Source organism: Bordetella genomosp. 7, assembly GCF_002261265.1.
Taxonomy (GTDB): domain Bacteria; phylum Pseudomonadota; class Gammaproteobacteria; order Burkholderiales; family Burkholderiaceae_B; genus Bordetella_A.
The window spans coordinates 355,595-370,049 of sequence record NZ_NEVK01000008.1 but is presented as its reverse complement, the minus strand read 5'-3'; the positions used below and the strand labels follow the sequence as shown (position 1 = coordinate 370,049).

12 protein-coding genes are annotated in these 14,455 nt (G+C 67.3%); 4 read left to right on the top strand and 8 right to left on the bottom strand.

The genetic code is table 11. The features are described from left to right. A complete protein-coding gene (locus CAL19_RS17590) occupies positions 1–1,431 on the bottom strand; it encodes a circularly permuted type 2 ATP-grasp protein (protein ID WP_094797544.1) in 1,431 nt (476 codons plus the stop codon). 244 nt (positions 1,432–1,675) lie between these two features. Beyond that, positions 1,676–2,356, bottom strand: coding sequence for a 5-formyltetrahydrofolate cyclo-ligase (locus CAL19_RS17585; RefSeq protein ID WP_026640717.1), 681 nt, complete (start codon positions 2,354–2,356; stop codon positions 1,676–1,678). Positions 2,357–2,366: 10 nt separating this feature from the next. Between CAL19_RS17585 and CAL19_RS17580 the strand changes: the two genes are divergently transcribed. Together CAL19_RS17580 and CAL19_RS17575 are read left to right on the top strand one after the other, a co-directional pair. Beyond that, positions 2,367–4,457 (top strand): lytic transglycosylase domain-containing protein, encoded by a 2,091-nt coding sequence (locus CAL19_RS17580; protein WP_026640716.1) that lies wholly within the window; start codon positions 2,367–2,369, stop codon positions 4,455–4,457. Beyond that, positions 4,454–5,557, top strand: a complete 1,104-nt coding sequence (locus tag CAL19_RS17575) for a CCA tRNA nucleotidyltransferase (RefSeq protein ID WP_094797543.1) — start codon at positions 4,454–4,456, stop codon at positions 5,555–5,557. Before CAL19_RS17580 ends, CAL19_RS17575 begins: the two co-directional genes overlap by 4 nt. A gap of 12 nt (positions 5,558–5,569) precedes the next feature. Here the strand turns inward: CAL19_RS17575 and CAL19_RS17570 are convergent, their stop codons facing one another. From CAL19_RS17570 to CAL19_RS17560, 3 genes are all read right to left on the bottom strand, one after another. Next, positions 5,570–6,763, bottom strand: a complete 1,194-nt coding sequence (locus tag CAL19_RS17570; RefSeq protein WP_094797542.1) for a class I SAM-dependent methyltransferase — start codon at positions 6,761–6,763, stop codon at positions 5,570–5,572. A gap of 39 nt (positions 6,764–6,802) precedes the next feature. Further along, positions 6,803–8,599, bottom strand: a complete 1,797-nt coding sequence (locus tag CAL19_RS17565; protein WP_051423865.1) for a DEAD/DEAH box helicase — start codon at positions 8,597–8,599, stop codon at positions 6,803–6,805. 264 nt (positions 8,600–8,863) lie between these two features. Continuing rightward, a complete protein-coding gene (locus tag CAL19_RS17560; protein ID WP_026640712.1) occupies positions 8,864–9,622 on the bottom strand; it encodes a uracil-DNA glycosylase in 759 nt (252 codons plus the stop codon). 187 nt (positions 9,623–9,809) lie between these two features. On the opposite strand from CAL19_RS17560, the gene CAL19_RS17555 reads away from it, so the two are divergent. Beyond that, a complete protein-coding gene (locus tag CAL19_RS17555; RefSeq protein WP_094797541.1) occupies positions 9,810–10,352 on the top strand; it encodes a hypothetical protein in 543 nt (180 codons plus the stop codon). 99 nt (positions 10,353–10,451) lie between these two features. On the opposite strand, the gene CAL19_RS17550 is transcribed toward CAL19_RS17555, so the two are convergent. Next, positions 10,452–11,468, bottom strand: a complete 1,017-nt coding sequence (locus CAL19_RS17550) for an amino acid ABC transporter substrate-binding protein (RefSeq protein ID WP_094797540.1) — start codon at positions 11,466–11,468, stop codon at positions 10,452–10,454. A 253-nt stretch (positions 11,469–11,721) separates the two neighbouring features. On the opposite strand from CAL19_RS17550, the gene CAL19_RS17545 reads away from it, so the two are divergent. Continuing rightward, positions 11,722–12,942: an NnrS family protein gene (locus tag CAL19_RS17545; RefSeq protein ID WP_051423854.1), complete on the top strand. Its 1,221-nt coding sequence runs from the start codon at positions 11,722–11,724 to the stop codon at positions 12,940–12,942. Positions 12,943–13,532: 590 nt separating this feature from the next. Here the strand turns inward: CAL19_RS17545 and CAL19_RS17540 are convergent. Continuing rightward, positions 13,533–13,997: an HIT family protein gene (locus CAL19_RS17540; RefSeq protein WP_094797539.1), complete on the bottom strand. Its 465-nt coding sequence runs from the start codon at positions 13,995–13,997 to the stop codon at positions 13,533–13,535. Beyond that, positions 13,994–14,455 carry a GNAT family N-acetyltransferase gene (locus CAL19_RS17535; protein WP_026639938.1) on the bottom strand — a complete coding sequence of 154 codons (462 nt, stop codon included), beginning with the start codon at positions 14,453–14,455 and terminating at the stop codon, positions 13,994–13,996. Before CAL19_RS17535 ends, CAL19_RS17540 begins: the two co-directional genes overlap by 4 nt.

Sequence of the window (14,455 nt, the reverse complement as noted above, 5' to 3'; positions counted from 1 at the left end):
TCAGTCTCCCAGTACCCATGTGTCTTTGGTGCCGCCGCCCTGGCTGCTGTTGACCACCAGCGACCCTTCCACCAGGGCCACGCGGCACAGCCCGCCGGGCACGGTGCGGATATCTTTGCCGCACAGCACGTAGGGGCGCAGGTCGACATGGCGCGGCGCCACGCCGGATTCCACATAGGTGGGCACGGTGGACAGCGCGAGCGTGGGCTGCGCGATGTAGTTGGCCGGCTGGCTGCGCACGCGCTCCCTGAAGGCTTCGACCTGCGCGCGGGTCGAGCAGGGGCCGACCAGCATGCCGTAGCCGCCCGACCCGTGCACTTCCTTGACCACCAGCTCATGCATGTTGGCCAGCACGTGCGACAGTTCATCCGGCCGCGAGCAGCGCCAGGTGGGCACGTTCGAAAGAATGGGATCTTCCTGCAGGTAAAAGCGGATCATGTCGGGCACGTACTGGTACGTGGACTTGTCGTCGGCGATGCCCGTGCCAATGGCGTTGGCCAGCGTCACGCGACCCGCCCGGTAGACCGACAGCAGGCCCGGCACGCCCAGTGCGGAATCGGCACGGAACGTCAGCGGATCGAGGAAGTCGTCGTCTACGCGCCGGTAGATGACGTCCACGCGGCGCGGCCCGTGCGTCGTGCGCATGTATACGGTGTTCTGGTCCACGAACAGGTCCTGGCCCTCGACCAGTTCCACCCCCATCTGCTGGGCCAGGAAGGCATGCTCGAAATAGGCCGAGTTGTACATGCCGGGCGTCAGCACCACTACCGTGGGGTTTTCTATGCCGCCCGGGGCCACTTCGCGCAGATTGTCCAGCAGCAGGTCGGGATAATGCGCCACCGGACTGACGTTGATGCGGCTGAAGGCCTCGGGCATCAGGCGCATCGACATCTTGCGGTTTTCGAGCATGTACGACACGCCCGAGGGCACGCGCAAGTTGTCTTCCAGCACATAGAACTCGCCCGCCCCGGCGCGCACGATGTCGATGCCGGCGATGTGGCAGTAGATGTCTTCGGCTACGTCCACGTCCTGCATCTCGGGACGGTACTGGGCGTTCAGGAACACCTGTTCGGCCGGAACGATGCCCGCCCGCACGATGTTGTGATCGTGGTAGATGTCGTGGATAAACAGGTTCAGCGCGCGAACCCGCTGCTTCAGGCCCGCCTGCAGGCGCTGCCATTCGGCGGCAGGGATAATGCGCGGAATCAGGTCGAACGGTATCAGGCGTTCGGTGCCGGCCTCGTCGCCCGCCACCGAGAAGGTAATGCCCACGCGCCGGAAGTTGAGGTCGGCCTCGATCTGGCGGGCGGCCATGGTTTCGGCGGGCTGCTGCCCCAGCCATTTTGCAAACGCACGGTAGTGTGGCCGCACCGCGCCGTCGGCGTCGACCATTTCATCGTATGCCGCACCGGGCGGCGGGGAAAACTGCATGGTTCCTCCTGCGTGCGATCGGGGCCGGGCGCGGTCCGGATGGAACACGCGGCCCGGGACGGGGGCGCGCCGCGCCCGGCCGCCGCAAGGCCTGCGTCCGTTTTAGCAGAAGGGCGTCGCTGCAGGTATACGGGATGATCCGCGGCGGGCGCCAGATTTTGCGCATGCCCGGCATGGGCAGGCATACGGCGTATGGCGGGCATGGTGCCGGCACGCGGGCACCCGCGTGCCGGCACCGGTCGGCTCAGCGTAACACGTACGATCCGAAGGTGCCCCCGGTGGGCGCATCCGGGCCCAGCACCGGGGGATGGGGCACCCAGCCATCGGGCGTCAGCACGGCATCAAGCCGCACGTCGTGTGCGGCGGGCCGGTAGCCGACATCGAGCAGGCCTTCGTTCCAGGCCACGCCGATGGCGGTGTAGTCGTGGCCGGCGTCGCGCAGGGCCGCCAGGGTGCGGTCGTAATAGCCGCCGCCGTAGCCCAGGCGGTCGGCCTGCGCGGTGTAGCCCAGGGTGGGCACCAGGATGACGTCCGGCTGCAGCACCGGGCGGTCGGCCGAAGGTTCCTGCACCTGGTATGGGCCCGGGCTGAGCGCGTCGCCCGGCGTCCAGGCGCGGAATTCGAGCGGTTCGCCCGCCGCGCGTATGGCGGGCAACGCCAGGGCGACGCCGGCCTGCGCCCATTGTTCGAGCAGCGGGCGCAGGTCGGGCTCGCCCTCGAGCGGCCAGAAAGCTGCTATGGTGGCAGGGCCCTGCTGGCCGCGCTTGGCTGCCTGTTCGCGCACGACGTTCAGCCACGTAAACAACCGGCCGCGCATCAGCAGGCCGCCCCGGCTGCGCTGTGCTTCGGGCAGCGCAGCGCGGGCTTGCCGCAATCGCGCGCGTAGCGCGACTGCGTTATTCTGTTCGGAATTTTGGATGTCCATGCGGGTCGCAATGCGTCAGTGGCTTGAATCAAGACCTTATCAGAAATCGGCACGGGCCGAGCCACGCGGTCGCCGGTGGCTGCCGGTGTTGGCGCTTTTTACGGCGGCGTGCACGTCAGTCGACGCGCAGCAGCCGCGCCCGGCTGCCCACGCGGCGCCCGCCGCCGCGCGCCCTGTCATTTCGGTGCCGCCCGCCAAGCTGGCGGGCCTGCCGCCCACGCCCCAGACCCCGTCCCTGCAGGCTGTGGTGGCGGCGCGCGAGGCCAACCAGCGCAAGCAATGGTCGGTGCTGGCCATGCTGGCCGAGCAGGCGCGCGGCGACCTGCTGGGCGTTTATCCGCAGTACTGGCTGCTGAATTACAAGCTCTGGAACCCGCCCGGCAATGTCATGCCGCGAGACGAGGCCGCCCAGTTCCTGCGCGAGCACGACGGCACCTATCTGGCCGAACGCCTGCGCGGCAGCTGGATACAGGCCGCGGTGCGGCGCGGCGATTTCGAAACCGCCCGTGAACTGGGCGACGTGGCCGATGCCCGTTCGCAAGTACAGTGCGCCATTCTCGAAGCCCGCCATCTGACGGGCCAGCGCGCCACCGCCAGGCAGGCGCTGGACGCCTTTACACCGGGGCGCGATTGCTGGAACCTGGCCGATCAGCTCGTGGCCGATGGCGTGCTGGGCTGGAAAGAACTGCAGCCGCTCTTGCGCGCCGCGGTCGAAACCGACCGCACGGCCGATGCGCGCAGGTTCGCCGACCTGCTGTTCGAACCCAGCGACCAGAAGGCGTTCGAAGCACTGCTGAAAAGCCCCATGAAATGGCTTACCCGGCAAGAGCGCAAGCGGGTGGGCCGCAACGAAAAAGAACTCGTCACGCTGGCGCTGGCCAGGCTGGCCCGCCAAGACCTGGACGTGGCCGATTCCTACCTGCGCCGCGAATGGGCCAATGCGCTCACAAAGTCTGACCTGGCATGGGTGCGCAGCCAGTATGCGCTCATTGCGGCGCTGAATCTCGACAGCCGCGCCGACGCCTGGTATCGCGAGGCCGGCAATACCGTCGAACTGACCGACTACAACGGCGCGTGGCGCGTGCGCTCGGCGCTGCGCCAGCCCAAAATCGACTGGCGCTGGGTCATCGATTCCATCAGGCACATGCCCGCCGCCCAGCAGGCCGAACCTGTCTGGGTGTACTGGAAGGCGCGCGGCGATGCGGCGCTGGGCCGTGAAACGCAGGCGCGGCAGGGCTACGAAAGCATCGCCGGCCAGTACAACTTCTATGGCCAGCTGGCCGCCGAAGAACTGGGCCGGGCCATTATGGTGCCGCCGCGCCCCGCCCCGGTTACCGACGCCGAAATGGCCGAAGCGCGCGCCAACGCCGGCCTGCAGCGCGCCGTGCACCTGTTCCGACTGGGCTGGCGTCCCGAGGCCGTGGGCGAATGGAATTTCGCCTTGCGCGGCATGTCCGACCGCCAACTGCTGGCGGCCGCAGAGCTGGCGCGGGCCGAAGACGTCTACGATCGAGTCATCAACACATCGGAACGCACACAGCAAGAAGTGGACTTTTCCCAGCGCTTCATCGCGCCCTTCGAAGGGCGGGTAACGGCGCAGGCCAACGCCATCTCTCTGGACCCCGCGTGGGTCTATGGCCTGATCCGCCAGGAATCGCGCTTTATCATGAATGCGCGCTCGCACGTGGGCGCATCGGGGCTGATGCAGCTGATGCCGGCCACCGCGAAGTGGGTGGCGCGCAAGATCGGCATGGCGGATTTCACGCCTTCCAGCGTCAATGATTTCGACACCAACACCATTCTGGGCACCAATTACCTGAACATCGTATTGACCGGCCTGGATGGGTCGCAGGTGCTGGCCAGCGCCGGCTATAACGCAGGGCCCGGCCGGCCGCGCAACTGGCGCGCCACCTTGTCGCACCCCGTAGAAGGCGCGATTTTCGCCGAGACCATTCCCTTCACCGAAACCCGCCTGTACGTGAAACACGTGCTGTCCAACGCCACGTACTACGCCGCCATGTTCACCGGCCAGCCCCAATCGCTCAAAGAACGGCTGGGCCGCATCGAGCCGCCCGCCGTGCGCCAGGCGGAGTTGCAGTGACGGCAAACCAGGCCTTTACGCCCGACCCCGATTGCAAGGGCTTGCAGGTGTATGTGGTGGGCGGCGCGGTGCGCGATGCGTTGCTGGGCCTGCCGGCCGGCGACCGCGACTGGGTCGTGGTGGGCGCCACGCCCGAAGACATGGCGCGGCGCGGGTTTATTCCGGTGGGCGGCGATTTCCCGGTGTTTTTGCATCCCCGCACCAAGGAGGAATACGCGCTGGCCCGCACAGAGCGCAAGTCTGGGCGCGGCTACAAAGGGTTCACCTTCTATACCGGGGCCGACGTCACGCTGGAGCAAGACCTGCGCCGGCGCGACCTGACCGTCAACGCCATCGCCCGCACGCCCCAGGGCCAGTTGCTGGACCCCCTCAATGGCTCGGCCGACATCCAGGCGCGCATATTGCGCCATGTGGGCGACGCCTTCGCCGAAGACCCCGTACGCATCCTGCGGCTGGCTCGCTTTGCAGCCCGCTTTGGCGACTTTGCCGTGGCGCCCGAGACGCTGGAGTTATGCCGCAGCATGGTGCAGGCCGGCGAGGCGGACGCCCTGGTGCCGGAGCGCGTCTGGAAAGAAGTGTCGCGCGGCCTGATGGCCGCCACGCCGTCGCGCATGCTCGATGTACTGGAGCAGTCCGGCGCGCTCGCCCGCGTGATGCCGCAATTGCAGCATGTCAGCGTGGTGGCAAGCGACCTTGATCGCGCATCGGCGGCAAACCTGCCGTTGCCGGGCCGCTATGCGTTGCTGTGCCGCCTGACGCCCGAGCGCGATGAGCTGGGCCGCCGCCTGCGCGTGCCTGCCGAATGCGCCGACCAGGCGCGCCTGTTGCCGCGCGTGGCAGAACAGGCCGATGCCGGCGATACGGCCTCGCAGCTGGCGTTGATCGAGTCGTGCGATGCGTTGCGCAAGCCGGATCGGTTCGCGGCTTTACTGCGGGCCGCCGCAGTGGTGGCGCCCATCGACGAGCCAGCCTGGCTCCGCCGCGTTGACGCGGTGCGCCGCATTGACGCCGGCGCCATCGCCCGCCAGTGCGCGGGCGACCCGGCGCGCATCAAGCCGGCGTTGCAGCGGGCTCGCCTGGATGCGTTGGCGGGGCTATAGGCCCCTGGCCGCTCAGCCCAGCGAGGCCAGCCGGTCCCCGCGTGCAAAGCCCAGCAAGGGCGTGCGTATTCCGCGGCCCACGGCCAGCACCTTGAACAGCTCGCCCATCTCGGCCTCGCTCAGCAGCTTTTGCACCGGGGCGACCGTGCGGGCGTAGGCGGACACATCGCCGGGGTCGTGGCGCGCCAGCAGTTCGGGCAGGCCCGCATTCATCAGAAACCGCGCCTGCGAGGTGTAGCCCAGCACCTGCAAGCCGGATTCCAGCGCGGCATCCGCCATGGCGGTGAAGTCCACGTGAGCGGTGATATCCTGCGCGCCCGGCGCCACCAGGGGGTCGGCATGCGCATGGTGGCGCAGGTGGCACATCAGCGTGCCGCTCGCGCGCTGCGGGTGGTAGTACTCGTGGCGCGGGAAACCATAGTCAAACAGCAATGCGGCGCCGCAGGCCAGCCATCCCGCCATGGCGCGCATCCACGCTTCGGCCTGCAGGTTGATTTCCGATACGTATCCCGGCAGGGCCGGCAGGCGCGCCGCGACGACCCGGGCCAGCGCTTCGGATGCCGGGCGGTCTTCCCAGGCGAACCCGCCAGTGGGGCCCAGCGCCACGCCGCGCTCGAGCACCGTGCCGTCGGGCGCGTAACTGAACAACGAAACCGGCATGGCGTCGAGCACTTCGTTGGCCAGCACGCAGCCCGAGAAGGCCGTGGGCAGGGCGTCCAGCCACTGCACCCGGTCGCCATAGACTTGCAGGCGTTCTTGCTGGCGCGCGCGCAGGTCAGCAGACACTTCGATGATCTGGTACTGCGCGGCGATGCCTTGCGCGTCCAGGCCTGCCAGCACGCTGTCGGCCAGCGCGCCCGTGCCGGCGCCGAATTCCAGCACGACCGTGGTGTCCGTGGCGGCCAGCACCTGGGCGACTTGCAGGGCGACAGTGTGGCCGAACAACGGCGTCAGTTCCGGCGCCGTGACGAAGTCGCCCGCGGCGATCGGCACTCCTTGCGCGGGTGCATGGGCGGGCGATGCAAGCTTGATATGGCCCGACGCGTAATAGCCCAGGCCCGGCGCGTACAAAGCCTGGGCCATCCATTGGTCGAAGGGCAGCCATCCATCGTGCTCGACGATGGCCTGGCGCAGATGCGCCGCGACACGCGCGCTGTGGCGCGCGCTGTCGGGGTCAAGAGGAGGAAGAGACGCAGACGGTGGCATGGGCGTTATTGTCCCATGCCGCCTGCGTGTCGGGCGGCATCAGCCGCGGCGGGCGCCGCCGGGCTTGCCGTAGGGCTTGGCGGGGCCGCCTGCCCGTTGCGAGAAGGGCTTGGCCGACGGGCGGAAACCGCCCGGGCGGCGTTCCGCGCCACGGAAGTCGCCATCGGCGCGTGCAGCGCGAGGCTGGAATTCGCCTCGCGGCTGGTACTCACCGCGAGGCTTGAACTCGCCGCGCGCCTGGAATTCACCACGAGGCTTGAATTCACCACGAGGCTTGAATTCGCCGCGCGCTTGGTATTCGCCGCGGGGCTTGAACTCACCGCGCGGCTGGAACTCACCGCGGGGCTGGAATTCGCGGCGCGGCTGGAACTCGCCATGCGCGCGCTCGCCACGCGGCTGGAACTCGCCGCGCGGCGCACGGGCCTCATAGCCGCCCGCCGCCGGACGGGCGTCGCGCTCGGCGCGCCAGTCATGGTGAGCGGGGCGGTCGCCGTATGCACGGGCCGGACGGAAATCGCGGTCGCCAGGGGCGCGCGCGGGCCGCTCATCATGGCCGCGCCATCCGCCGTCGCGGGCGGCATCCGCACGGAACCCGCGACCTTCGCGCGTCGGCGCGCGGTCATTCGCATAGCCGCCCGGACGCTTGCCAAAGGGCTTGCCGCCCCGGCCGGGCGCGCCGCCATACGGGCGGGGCGTGCGCTTGGGCTCAAGGCCGGCAATCGTTTCGGGCGTGATGGGCTGGCCGATGAAATGCTCGATGCGGCGCACTTTATGGCGTTCGGCGTGCGTGGCCAGGGTAAAGGCCTGCCCGTCGCGGCCGGCGCGGCCGGTGCGGCCGATACGGTGCACATAGTCTTCGGCCTGCATGGGCAGGTCGAAGTTGACCGCGTGGCTGATGCCTTGCACGTCGATGCCGCGCGCGGCGACGTCGGTGGCCACCAGAATGCGCAGCTGGCCGCGCTGCAACTGGGTCAGCGTACGGGTGCGCTGGCGTTGATTCATGTCGCCGTGCAGGGCGGCCGCCGCAAAACCCTGGTCGGCCAGGCGGTCCGCCAGGTCATCGGCGCCGCGCTTGGTGGCCGTGAACACGATGGCCTGGTCCAGTTTGGCGTCGCGCAGCACGTGGTCCAGCAGCTGCATCTTGTGGCTGGCGTCGTCGGCGTACAGCAGGCTTTGCGTGATGTTGGTGTGCTTTTCTTTCTGGCCCGCCATTTCAATGCGCTGGGGTTCGCGCATCATGCGCGCGGCCAGCTTGGCCACCGTGCCGTCCAGCGTGGCCGAGAACAGCAGCGTCTGACGTTCTTGCGGCAGGCGCTCGATGATGGTTTCGATGTCTTCGATGAAACCCATGTCGAGCATGCGGTCGGCTTCGTCCAGCACCAGTGTGTGCACTGTGTTCAGCTTGACGCGGCCGGCCTTCAGGTGGTCGATCAGGCGGCCGGGCGTGGCCACCAGCACATCGACGCGACGCGACAAGGCTTTCAATTGCGCGCCGTACGGCATGCCGCCCACTACGGTTGCAGTGCGCAGGCCTGCCAGGTTGCGGCCGTATGTGGCGGTGGCCTCGGTAACCTGCAGGGCCAGCTCGCGGGTGGGGGTCAGCACCAGCACTTGCACGCCGACGCCCTTGTTGCCGGGTTGGCCGGCAATGCGGTTCAGGGCGGGCAGCATGAAGGCGGCGGTCTTGCCGCTGCCGGTTTGCGACGACACCATCAGGTCGTGGCCGGCCAGCGCCTGCGGGATGGCGGCCGCCTGCACCGGCGTGGGAGCGGCAAAGCCCGCCTGTTGCAGGGCGGTAAGGATGGTGGGGGCAAGACCCAGGGATTCAAAAGACATTACTTGTCCTTGCCGCTCATAGCGGCGCATGTGCCGGGCCAGCCAAGGGGAAAGAGGCGAGATCCGGGCGACGGTTGATGGAGCATCGGGCCGACCGGATCAACCGTGCGCGCGGCGCGTCAAGAGAACAGACGCAGGGCGTAAGGAAAGGAGGTCAGGAATCGATGGTGTCCGGCATGAGGTCGGAATGCTGAACCGACGAACTGCGTGGCAAGCGCAACGTGGCGCGATAAATGCCGGACATAATTTTGTGCAGTGCGGCGATCATAACCTGAATTCGCCCTGCCGTATATCAGTATTTTCGGTTGCCCAGTCAATAGGGGATTTTCCTTGGGCGGCCAGCCAGGCGTTCACCTGGGCGAAATGTCCGCATCCCACGAAGGGCACGGGCGGGCGCCGGGCCGACAATGGCGAAGGGTGGTTGGCCGTCAGCACCAGATGACGATTGTTGTCAGGAAGCAACGCCTGCTTGGCCTGCGCGTGCGCGCCCCAGAGCAGAAAGGCCTTGGGGGCCGGGTCGACCGCCACCTGGCGGATCAGTGCGTCGGTGACCGCTTCCCAGCCGCGCCGGGCATGCGAGGCCGGCGCGCCGTCTTCGACCGTCAGGCAGGTGTTGAGCAGCAACACGCCCTGGCGCGCCCAGCGCGACAAATCATTGCCGCGCGGCAGCGGCGTGCCGGGGCAGTCCTGCGCGACCTGGTTGAAAATATTGCGCAGGCTGGGCGGGCGCCGGCAGTCGTCGGGCACCGAGAATGCCAGGCCCTGCGCCTGCCCCGCGCCGTGGTAGGGGTCTTGCCCCAGGATCACCACGCGTACGTCGGAAGGCGCCAGGCCTTCGAGCGCCCGGAATGGCGTGGCGGGGTACACGATGGCGCCCTGGGCGAGCCGGTCTTCCACATACGCAGTCACGTTTTCCAGCGCGCGCGCTACCGGAGGGTCCTGCAACGCGGCCCGCCACGCGGGCGGCAGGGCGGCGACCTGGGCCGCCAGGGAATGTTGCTGCAAGCGATTGTCATGAGGCATGGGCGCGATTTTTGCATAGCCGGCCTGCGTTGCGTCGTGTATCGCCCGATACAGCGTGATTCCACTTCAACGCGCGAATCGCGCAGCGGGTGCCCATCTGGGCCGCGCGTCGCAGTAAAGTAGACATGACTGGCTGCCTGCCGCCCGGTACTGAGGCTGGGGGCAGTTGATTTTCGGGAATGACATCATGAAGTCCAGATTCTGGCGTGGCGCCCTGGCCGCCGCCGCGCTTACCGCGCTCAGCGCACTCAGCGCTCAGGCCGCGGCCCATGGCCGCTATTACGGGGGCTACTATGGCAGCGGTTGGTGGCTAGGCGGCGCCGCGCTGCTGGGCACGGGCGTGGCATTGGCCCTGAGCACGGGGCCGCGCTATGGCTACAGCGGGGTCACGTATGTGTCTCCGACTATTTACTATCCCCCTGCAACGTATGCGGCGCCGGTCTATGGCGCGCCGGTGTATTCCGCGCCGGCCCCGGTGTATGCGCCGCCGCCCGTTGCCTATGTGGCGCCGGGCGTGGCTACGGCCAGCCTCGATGTAATTGCCTATCCGGCCAAGGGGCAGACCGAAGCGCAGCAGGCGCGCGACAGGCAGGAATGCCGGCGCTGGGCAATGAACCAGAGCGGGTTCGACCCCGACAACATCAGCGAATACACCACGTCGGTGTCCACGGAGTCGTATAGCCGGGCAATGGGGGCTTGCTTCAAGGGGCGGGGGTATACGGTCAATTGAGTTGATCGCCCCGTTTTTGGTTCTGCTGGCGAGGCCCATGTCGTATGGCCCCCCGGACACCTGATTGCCGATGGGGCCGCCGGCGTTATACCTTGAGCGTCAACGGATGGGCAGGGCGTACATCAGGCCGCCTTGGGTCCATTGGGCGTTCAGGCCGCGTTCGATTTTCAGCGGGCTCTTGGCGCCTACGTTGCGGTCGAAGCTCTCGCCGTAGTTGCCGACCTGTTTGATGATGTTGTAGGCCCACTTCTCGTCCAGGCCCATGTTGGCGCCGGCCCCGGGGGTGACGCCCAGGATGCGGCGGATGTTGGGGTTGGGGCTGCCGGTTTGTTGGTCGACGTTGGCCGACGTGACGCCGTATTCCTCGGCTTCGATCATGGCCGACAGCGACCAGCGCACGATATTCAGCCATGCGTCGTCGCCTTGGCGCACGAAGGGGCCCAGCGGTTCTTTCGAGATGATTTCCGGCAACACCATGTAGTCGTCCGGGTTTTGCAGCTTCGAGATGCGGATCGAGGCCAGGCCCGAGGCGTCGGTGCTGAACACATCGCAGCGCCCTGCCGCGAAGGCATTGACGACTTCATTGAAGGTTTCTATCACCACGGGCTTGTATTCGACGTTGTGCGCACGCGCCCAGTCGGCCAGGGTGTTCTCGTTGGATGTGCCGGTTTGCAGGCAGATGGTGGCGCCGTTCAGTTCGGTGGCGCTCTTGACGCCCAGTGACTTGGGCACCAGGAAGCCCTGGCCGTCGTAGAAGTTGATGCCGGCGTGGATGATGCCCAGCGCGGTGTCGCGTTGCTGCGTGACGGTGGTGTTGCGAGTCAGCACGTCGATCTCGCCCGACTGCAGCGCGGTGAAGCGCTGTTGCGAGTTCAACGGCACGATCTCGATTTTGTTGGCGTCGCCGAATACGGCGGCCGCGATGGCGCGGCACAGGTCCACGTCCAGGCCACGCCACACGCCTTGAGCGTCGGGCGCCGAAAAGCCGGCAAAGCCGGTGGTGGTGCCGCAGCGCAGTTCGCCGCGCTGCTTCACGACATCAAGGGTGGCGGCCTGAGCGCCGTTTGCCGCGCCCATCACAATGGCGGCGCCCAGCAGGCAAGATGCAATCTTCATGGTGTGCTTCCCGTATGCACGAACCGGCGACGATGCCGGTCCGTATCGAACAACCCTACAGATTAGCTACCTTGTCTCAGCAAGCCAAATAATCAGACGTTTGTACGTTATATGCGACAGTGGTTATTGCGTTGACGCAACCACAAATGCAATAAGCTGATCATTGCTTGCCAAAAGCGTGTGCCGTTGCGCGGCAACGGTAGACTCGATTGCCGTCCTGCCTTGCGCAGCGCCACATTCTTATTGATACGCCATGGCCCATATAACTGTTACGCGCGCCGAGCTGCATCGGCCTTCCGAACCCCAGCCACAAGCTTCCGCGGGATGGGCGTTGTTTGCCCTGGGGTTTCGTCCGTTCTATTTGTGCGGCGCCGTGTTCGCCGCGCTGGCCGTGGCGGTATGGGCCGGGCAGCTGGCCGGCCTGCTGCCGGCGCCCGCAGGCTCCATGGGCGTGGCGCTGCTGTGGCACGCCCACGAAATGGTGTTCGGCTTTGCGGCTGTCATTGTGGTGGGCTTTTTGTTTACCGCCGGGCGCACCTGGACAGGGGTGGACACGCCTGCCGGCGGCGCGCTGGCGGCCCTGACGGGGCTCTGGATCGCGGGCCGCATCGCCATGTGGGCGGCAACGGCCCCCTGGGCCGCGCTGCTTGATGGGTTGTTCCTGCCCCTGGCGGCGCTGGCCTTCACGCGCGTGCTGGTGCGGGCGGGCAACCGGCGCAACTATCCGCTGGCGCTGGCGTTGTGGGTCTATGCCGCCATCAACTTTGCGTATCACTTCTACGCATGGCAAGGCGACGCCGCGCTGGCTTTGCAGGCCTGCGTGGCCGGCCTGGCGCTGCCGGTGCTGTTTGTTACGGTCATAGGCGCCCGCGTGCTGCCCATGTTCACCACCAATGCCGTCCCCGGGTTCCGCCTGAAGAACGACCCGCGCCTGGGCAAGCCCATCGTGGCCGCTACCGTTGCGGCGCTGCTGGCGTGGGTGCTGCATGCGCCGGCCTGGCTGATGGCGCCGCTTGCTGCCATTGCCGGTGTGTTGCTGGCGCTGCGTGTGGCGGGTTGGCGCGGGTACGCCGTCGGCAACCGCCCCATCTTGTGGATCTTGCACCTGGCTTATGCGTGGTTGCCGGCGGGCTTTCTGCTGCTGGCCGCCGGCGCGTTGGGATGGGTGGCTCCTGGCGTGGCCGAACATGCGTTCGCCGTGGGCGTGGTGGGTACAGCCATCATTGCAATGATCACGCGCACGGCCCTGGGGCATACCGGCCGCCGGCTGATTGCCGGGCGCGCCGAGGTCTGGGCCTATTGGCTGATCGTGGCGGCCGCCGTGCTGCGCGTCATCGGCCCGCTGCTGTGGCCGGCAGGGTACCTGCACTGGGTATACGGCGCGGCGGTGTGCTGGGTGGCAGGCTTCGCGCTTTACGCACTCACCTACGCGCCGCGCCTGGCACGCCCGCGAGTAGACGGCAAACCCGGCTGACGCGGCGCTGTTGCTGATGTGGTGTCTGATGCCGGACGGATCCCGGGCAGCGTGCTGCGCAGTTTTCTGACCTAGGTGTCTGGCACCCTGCGGGAGTCAGACACCGATTTGCAACGGGGCGCGACGGTGGTCAGGTGTCTGACACCCTGCGGGAGTCAGACACCGATTTGCAGCGGGGCGCGACGGTGGTCGGGTGTCTGACATCCTGCGGGAGTCAGACACCGATTTGCAACGGGGTGCGCCGGTGGTCAGGTGTCTGACACCCTGCGGGAGTCAGACACCGATTTGCAACGGGGTGCGCCGGCGGTCAGGTGTCTGACACCCTACGGGAGTCAGACACCGATTTGCAACGGGGTGCGCCGGTGGTCAGGTGTCTGGCACCCTGCGGGAGTCAGACACCGATGTGCAGCGGGGTGCGCCGGTGGTCAGGTGTCTGGCACCCTGCGGGAGTCAGACACCGATGTGCAGCGGGGTGCGCCGGCGGTCAGGTGTCTGACACCTTGCGGGAGTCAGACACCGATTTGCAGGGGGGTGCGCCGGTGGTCAGGTGTCTGACTCCCGTAGGGTGTCAGACACCAATTGCGTAGGCGTCATTGCTTCGATAATGCATTCATGGCGTCGACAAGCCGGCTGCGGTAGCGCGGCAGCAATTGCCGCACGCGGGCCTGTCGATCGTGCCATTCGGGCGGTTCGGCGCCTGGGGCCAGGCGCGGCGGGGCCCAGATGGCGTCGGGGAAATGCCGGTCGCCGCGCCAGCGTGGAACCACATGCCAGTGCAAGTGCGGCACCATGTTGCCCAGCGACGCCACGTTGATTTTGTCGGGCGCCAGGACGTCGCGCTGCGCTTGTTCTACCGCGAACACGGCGCGCATGAGCAGCTCGCGCTCTTGGGGCCGCAGGTCGGTCATTTCGGAAATATGGTGGTTCCAGATTACCCGGGTAAAGCCTGGGTAATCCGGCTCGTCCACTTCGATGACGCGCAGTTGCGAGCCGCGCCACAGCGCCGCACCCGCGTCGTCGCGACACAGCGGGCAGCCGGAGTCGCGTTCGCTCATGGGGTCTTCCGGTATTGCAAGAAGCCGGACCGCTCGGCGATGCGATCGTAAAGCTGCATGGCCGTATGGTTGGTTTCGTGCGTCAGCCAGTACACGCGTGCCGCGTTCACTGCGCGAGCCTGGGCGTAGACGTGCTCGATCAGGGCGCGGCCATGGCCGCCGCCGCGCACGTCCTGAGCCACGAACAGATCCTGCAGATAGCAGTAATCGCCCGCCGTCCAGCACGAGCGGTGGAATATCCAGTGCACCATGCCCACGGCCCGGCCGTTGTCGTAGGCCAGTGCTGCGTACATGGGCTCGGCGGGATCAAGAAAGCGTTCCCAGGTCGTGCGCGTGACGGCGTCGTCAATGTCGACGTTGTAGAAGGCCTGGTAGCCTTTCCAGAGCGGGAGCCACGCTTCGAAGTTGGCGGCGGTTACGGCGCGGATATCGGGGGCGGATTTGACGGGTTTTTGCAT

What these genes read in the sequence shown, in the direction of transcription:
- CAL19_RS17590 (WP_094797544.1), bottom strand. Translation starts at nt 1,431, where the DNA reads ATGCAGTTTTCCCCGCCGCCCGGTGCGGCATACGATGAAATGGTCGAC.
- CAL19_RS17585 (WP_026640717.1), bottom strand. Translation starts at nt 2,356, where the DNA reads ATGGACATCCAAAATTCCGAACAGAATAACGCAGTCGCGCTACGCGCG.
- CAL19_RS17580 (WP_026640716.1), top strand. Translation starts at nt 2,367, where the DNA reads ATGCGTCAGTGGCTTGAATCAAGACCTTATCAGAAATCGGCACGGGCC.
- CAL19_RS17570 (WP_094797542.1), bottom strand. Translation starts at nt 6,763, where the DNA reads ATGCCACCGTCTGCGTCTCTTCCTCCTCTTGACCCCGACAGCGCGCGC.
- CAL19_RS17565 (WP_051423865.1), bottom strand. Translation starts at nt 8,599, where the DNA reads ATGTCTTTTGAATCCCTGGGTCTTGCCCCCACCATCCTTACCGCCCTG.
- CAL19_RS17560 (WP_026640712.1), bottom strand. Translation starts at nt 9,622, where the DNA reads ATGCCTCATGACAATCGCTTGCAGCAACATTCCCTGGCGGCCCAGGTC.
- CAL19_RS17555 (WP_094797541.1), top strand. Translation starts at nt 9,810, where the DNA reads ATGAAGTCCAGATTCTGGCGTGGCGCCCTGGCCGCCGCCGCGCTTACC.
- CAL19_RS17550 (WP_094797540.1), bottom strand. Translation starts at nt 11,468, where the DNA reads ATGAAGATTGCATCTTGCCTGCTGGGCGCCGCCATTGTGATGGGCGCG.
- CAL19_RS17545 (WP_051423854.1), top strand. Translation starts at nt 11,722, where the DNA reads ATGGCCCATATAACTGTTACGCGCGCCGAGCTGCATCGGCCTTCCGAA.
- CAL19_RS17540 (WP_094797539.1), bottom strand. Translation starts at nt 13,997, where the DNA reads ATGAGCGAACGCGACTCCGGCTGCCCGCTGTGTCGCGACGACGCGGGT.
- CAL19_RS17535 (WP_026639938.1), bottom strand. Translation starts at nt 14,455, where the DNA reads ATGCAAAAACCCGTCAAATCCGCCCCCGATATCCGCGCCGTAACCGCC.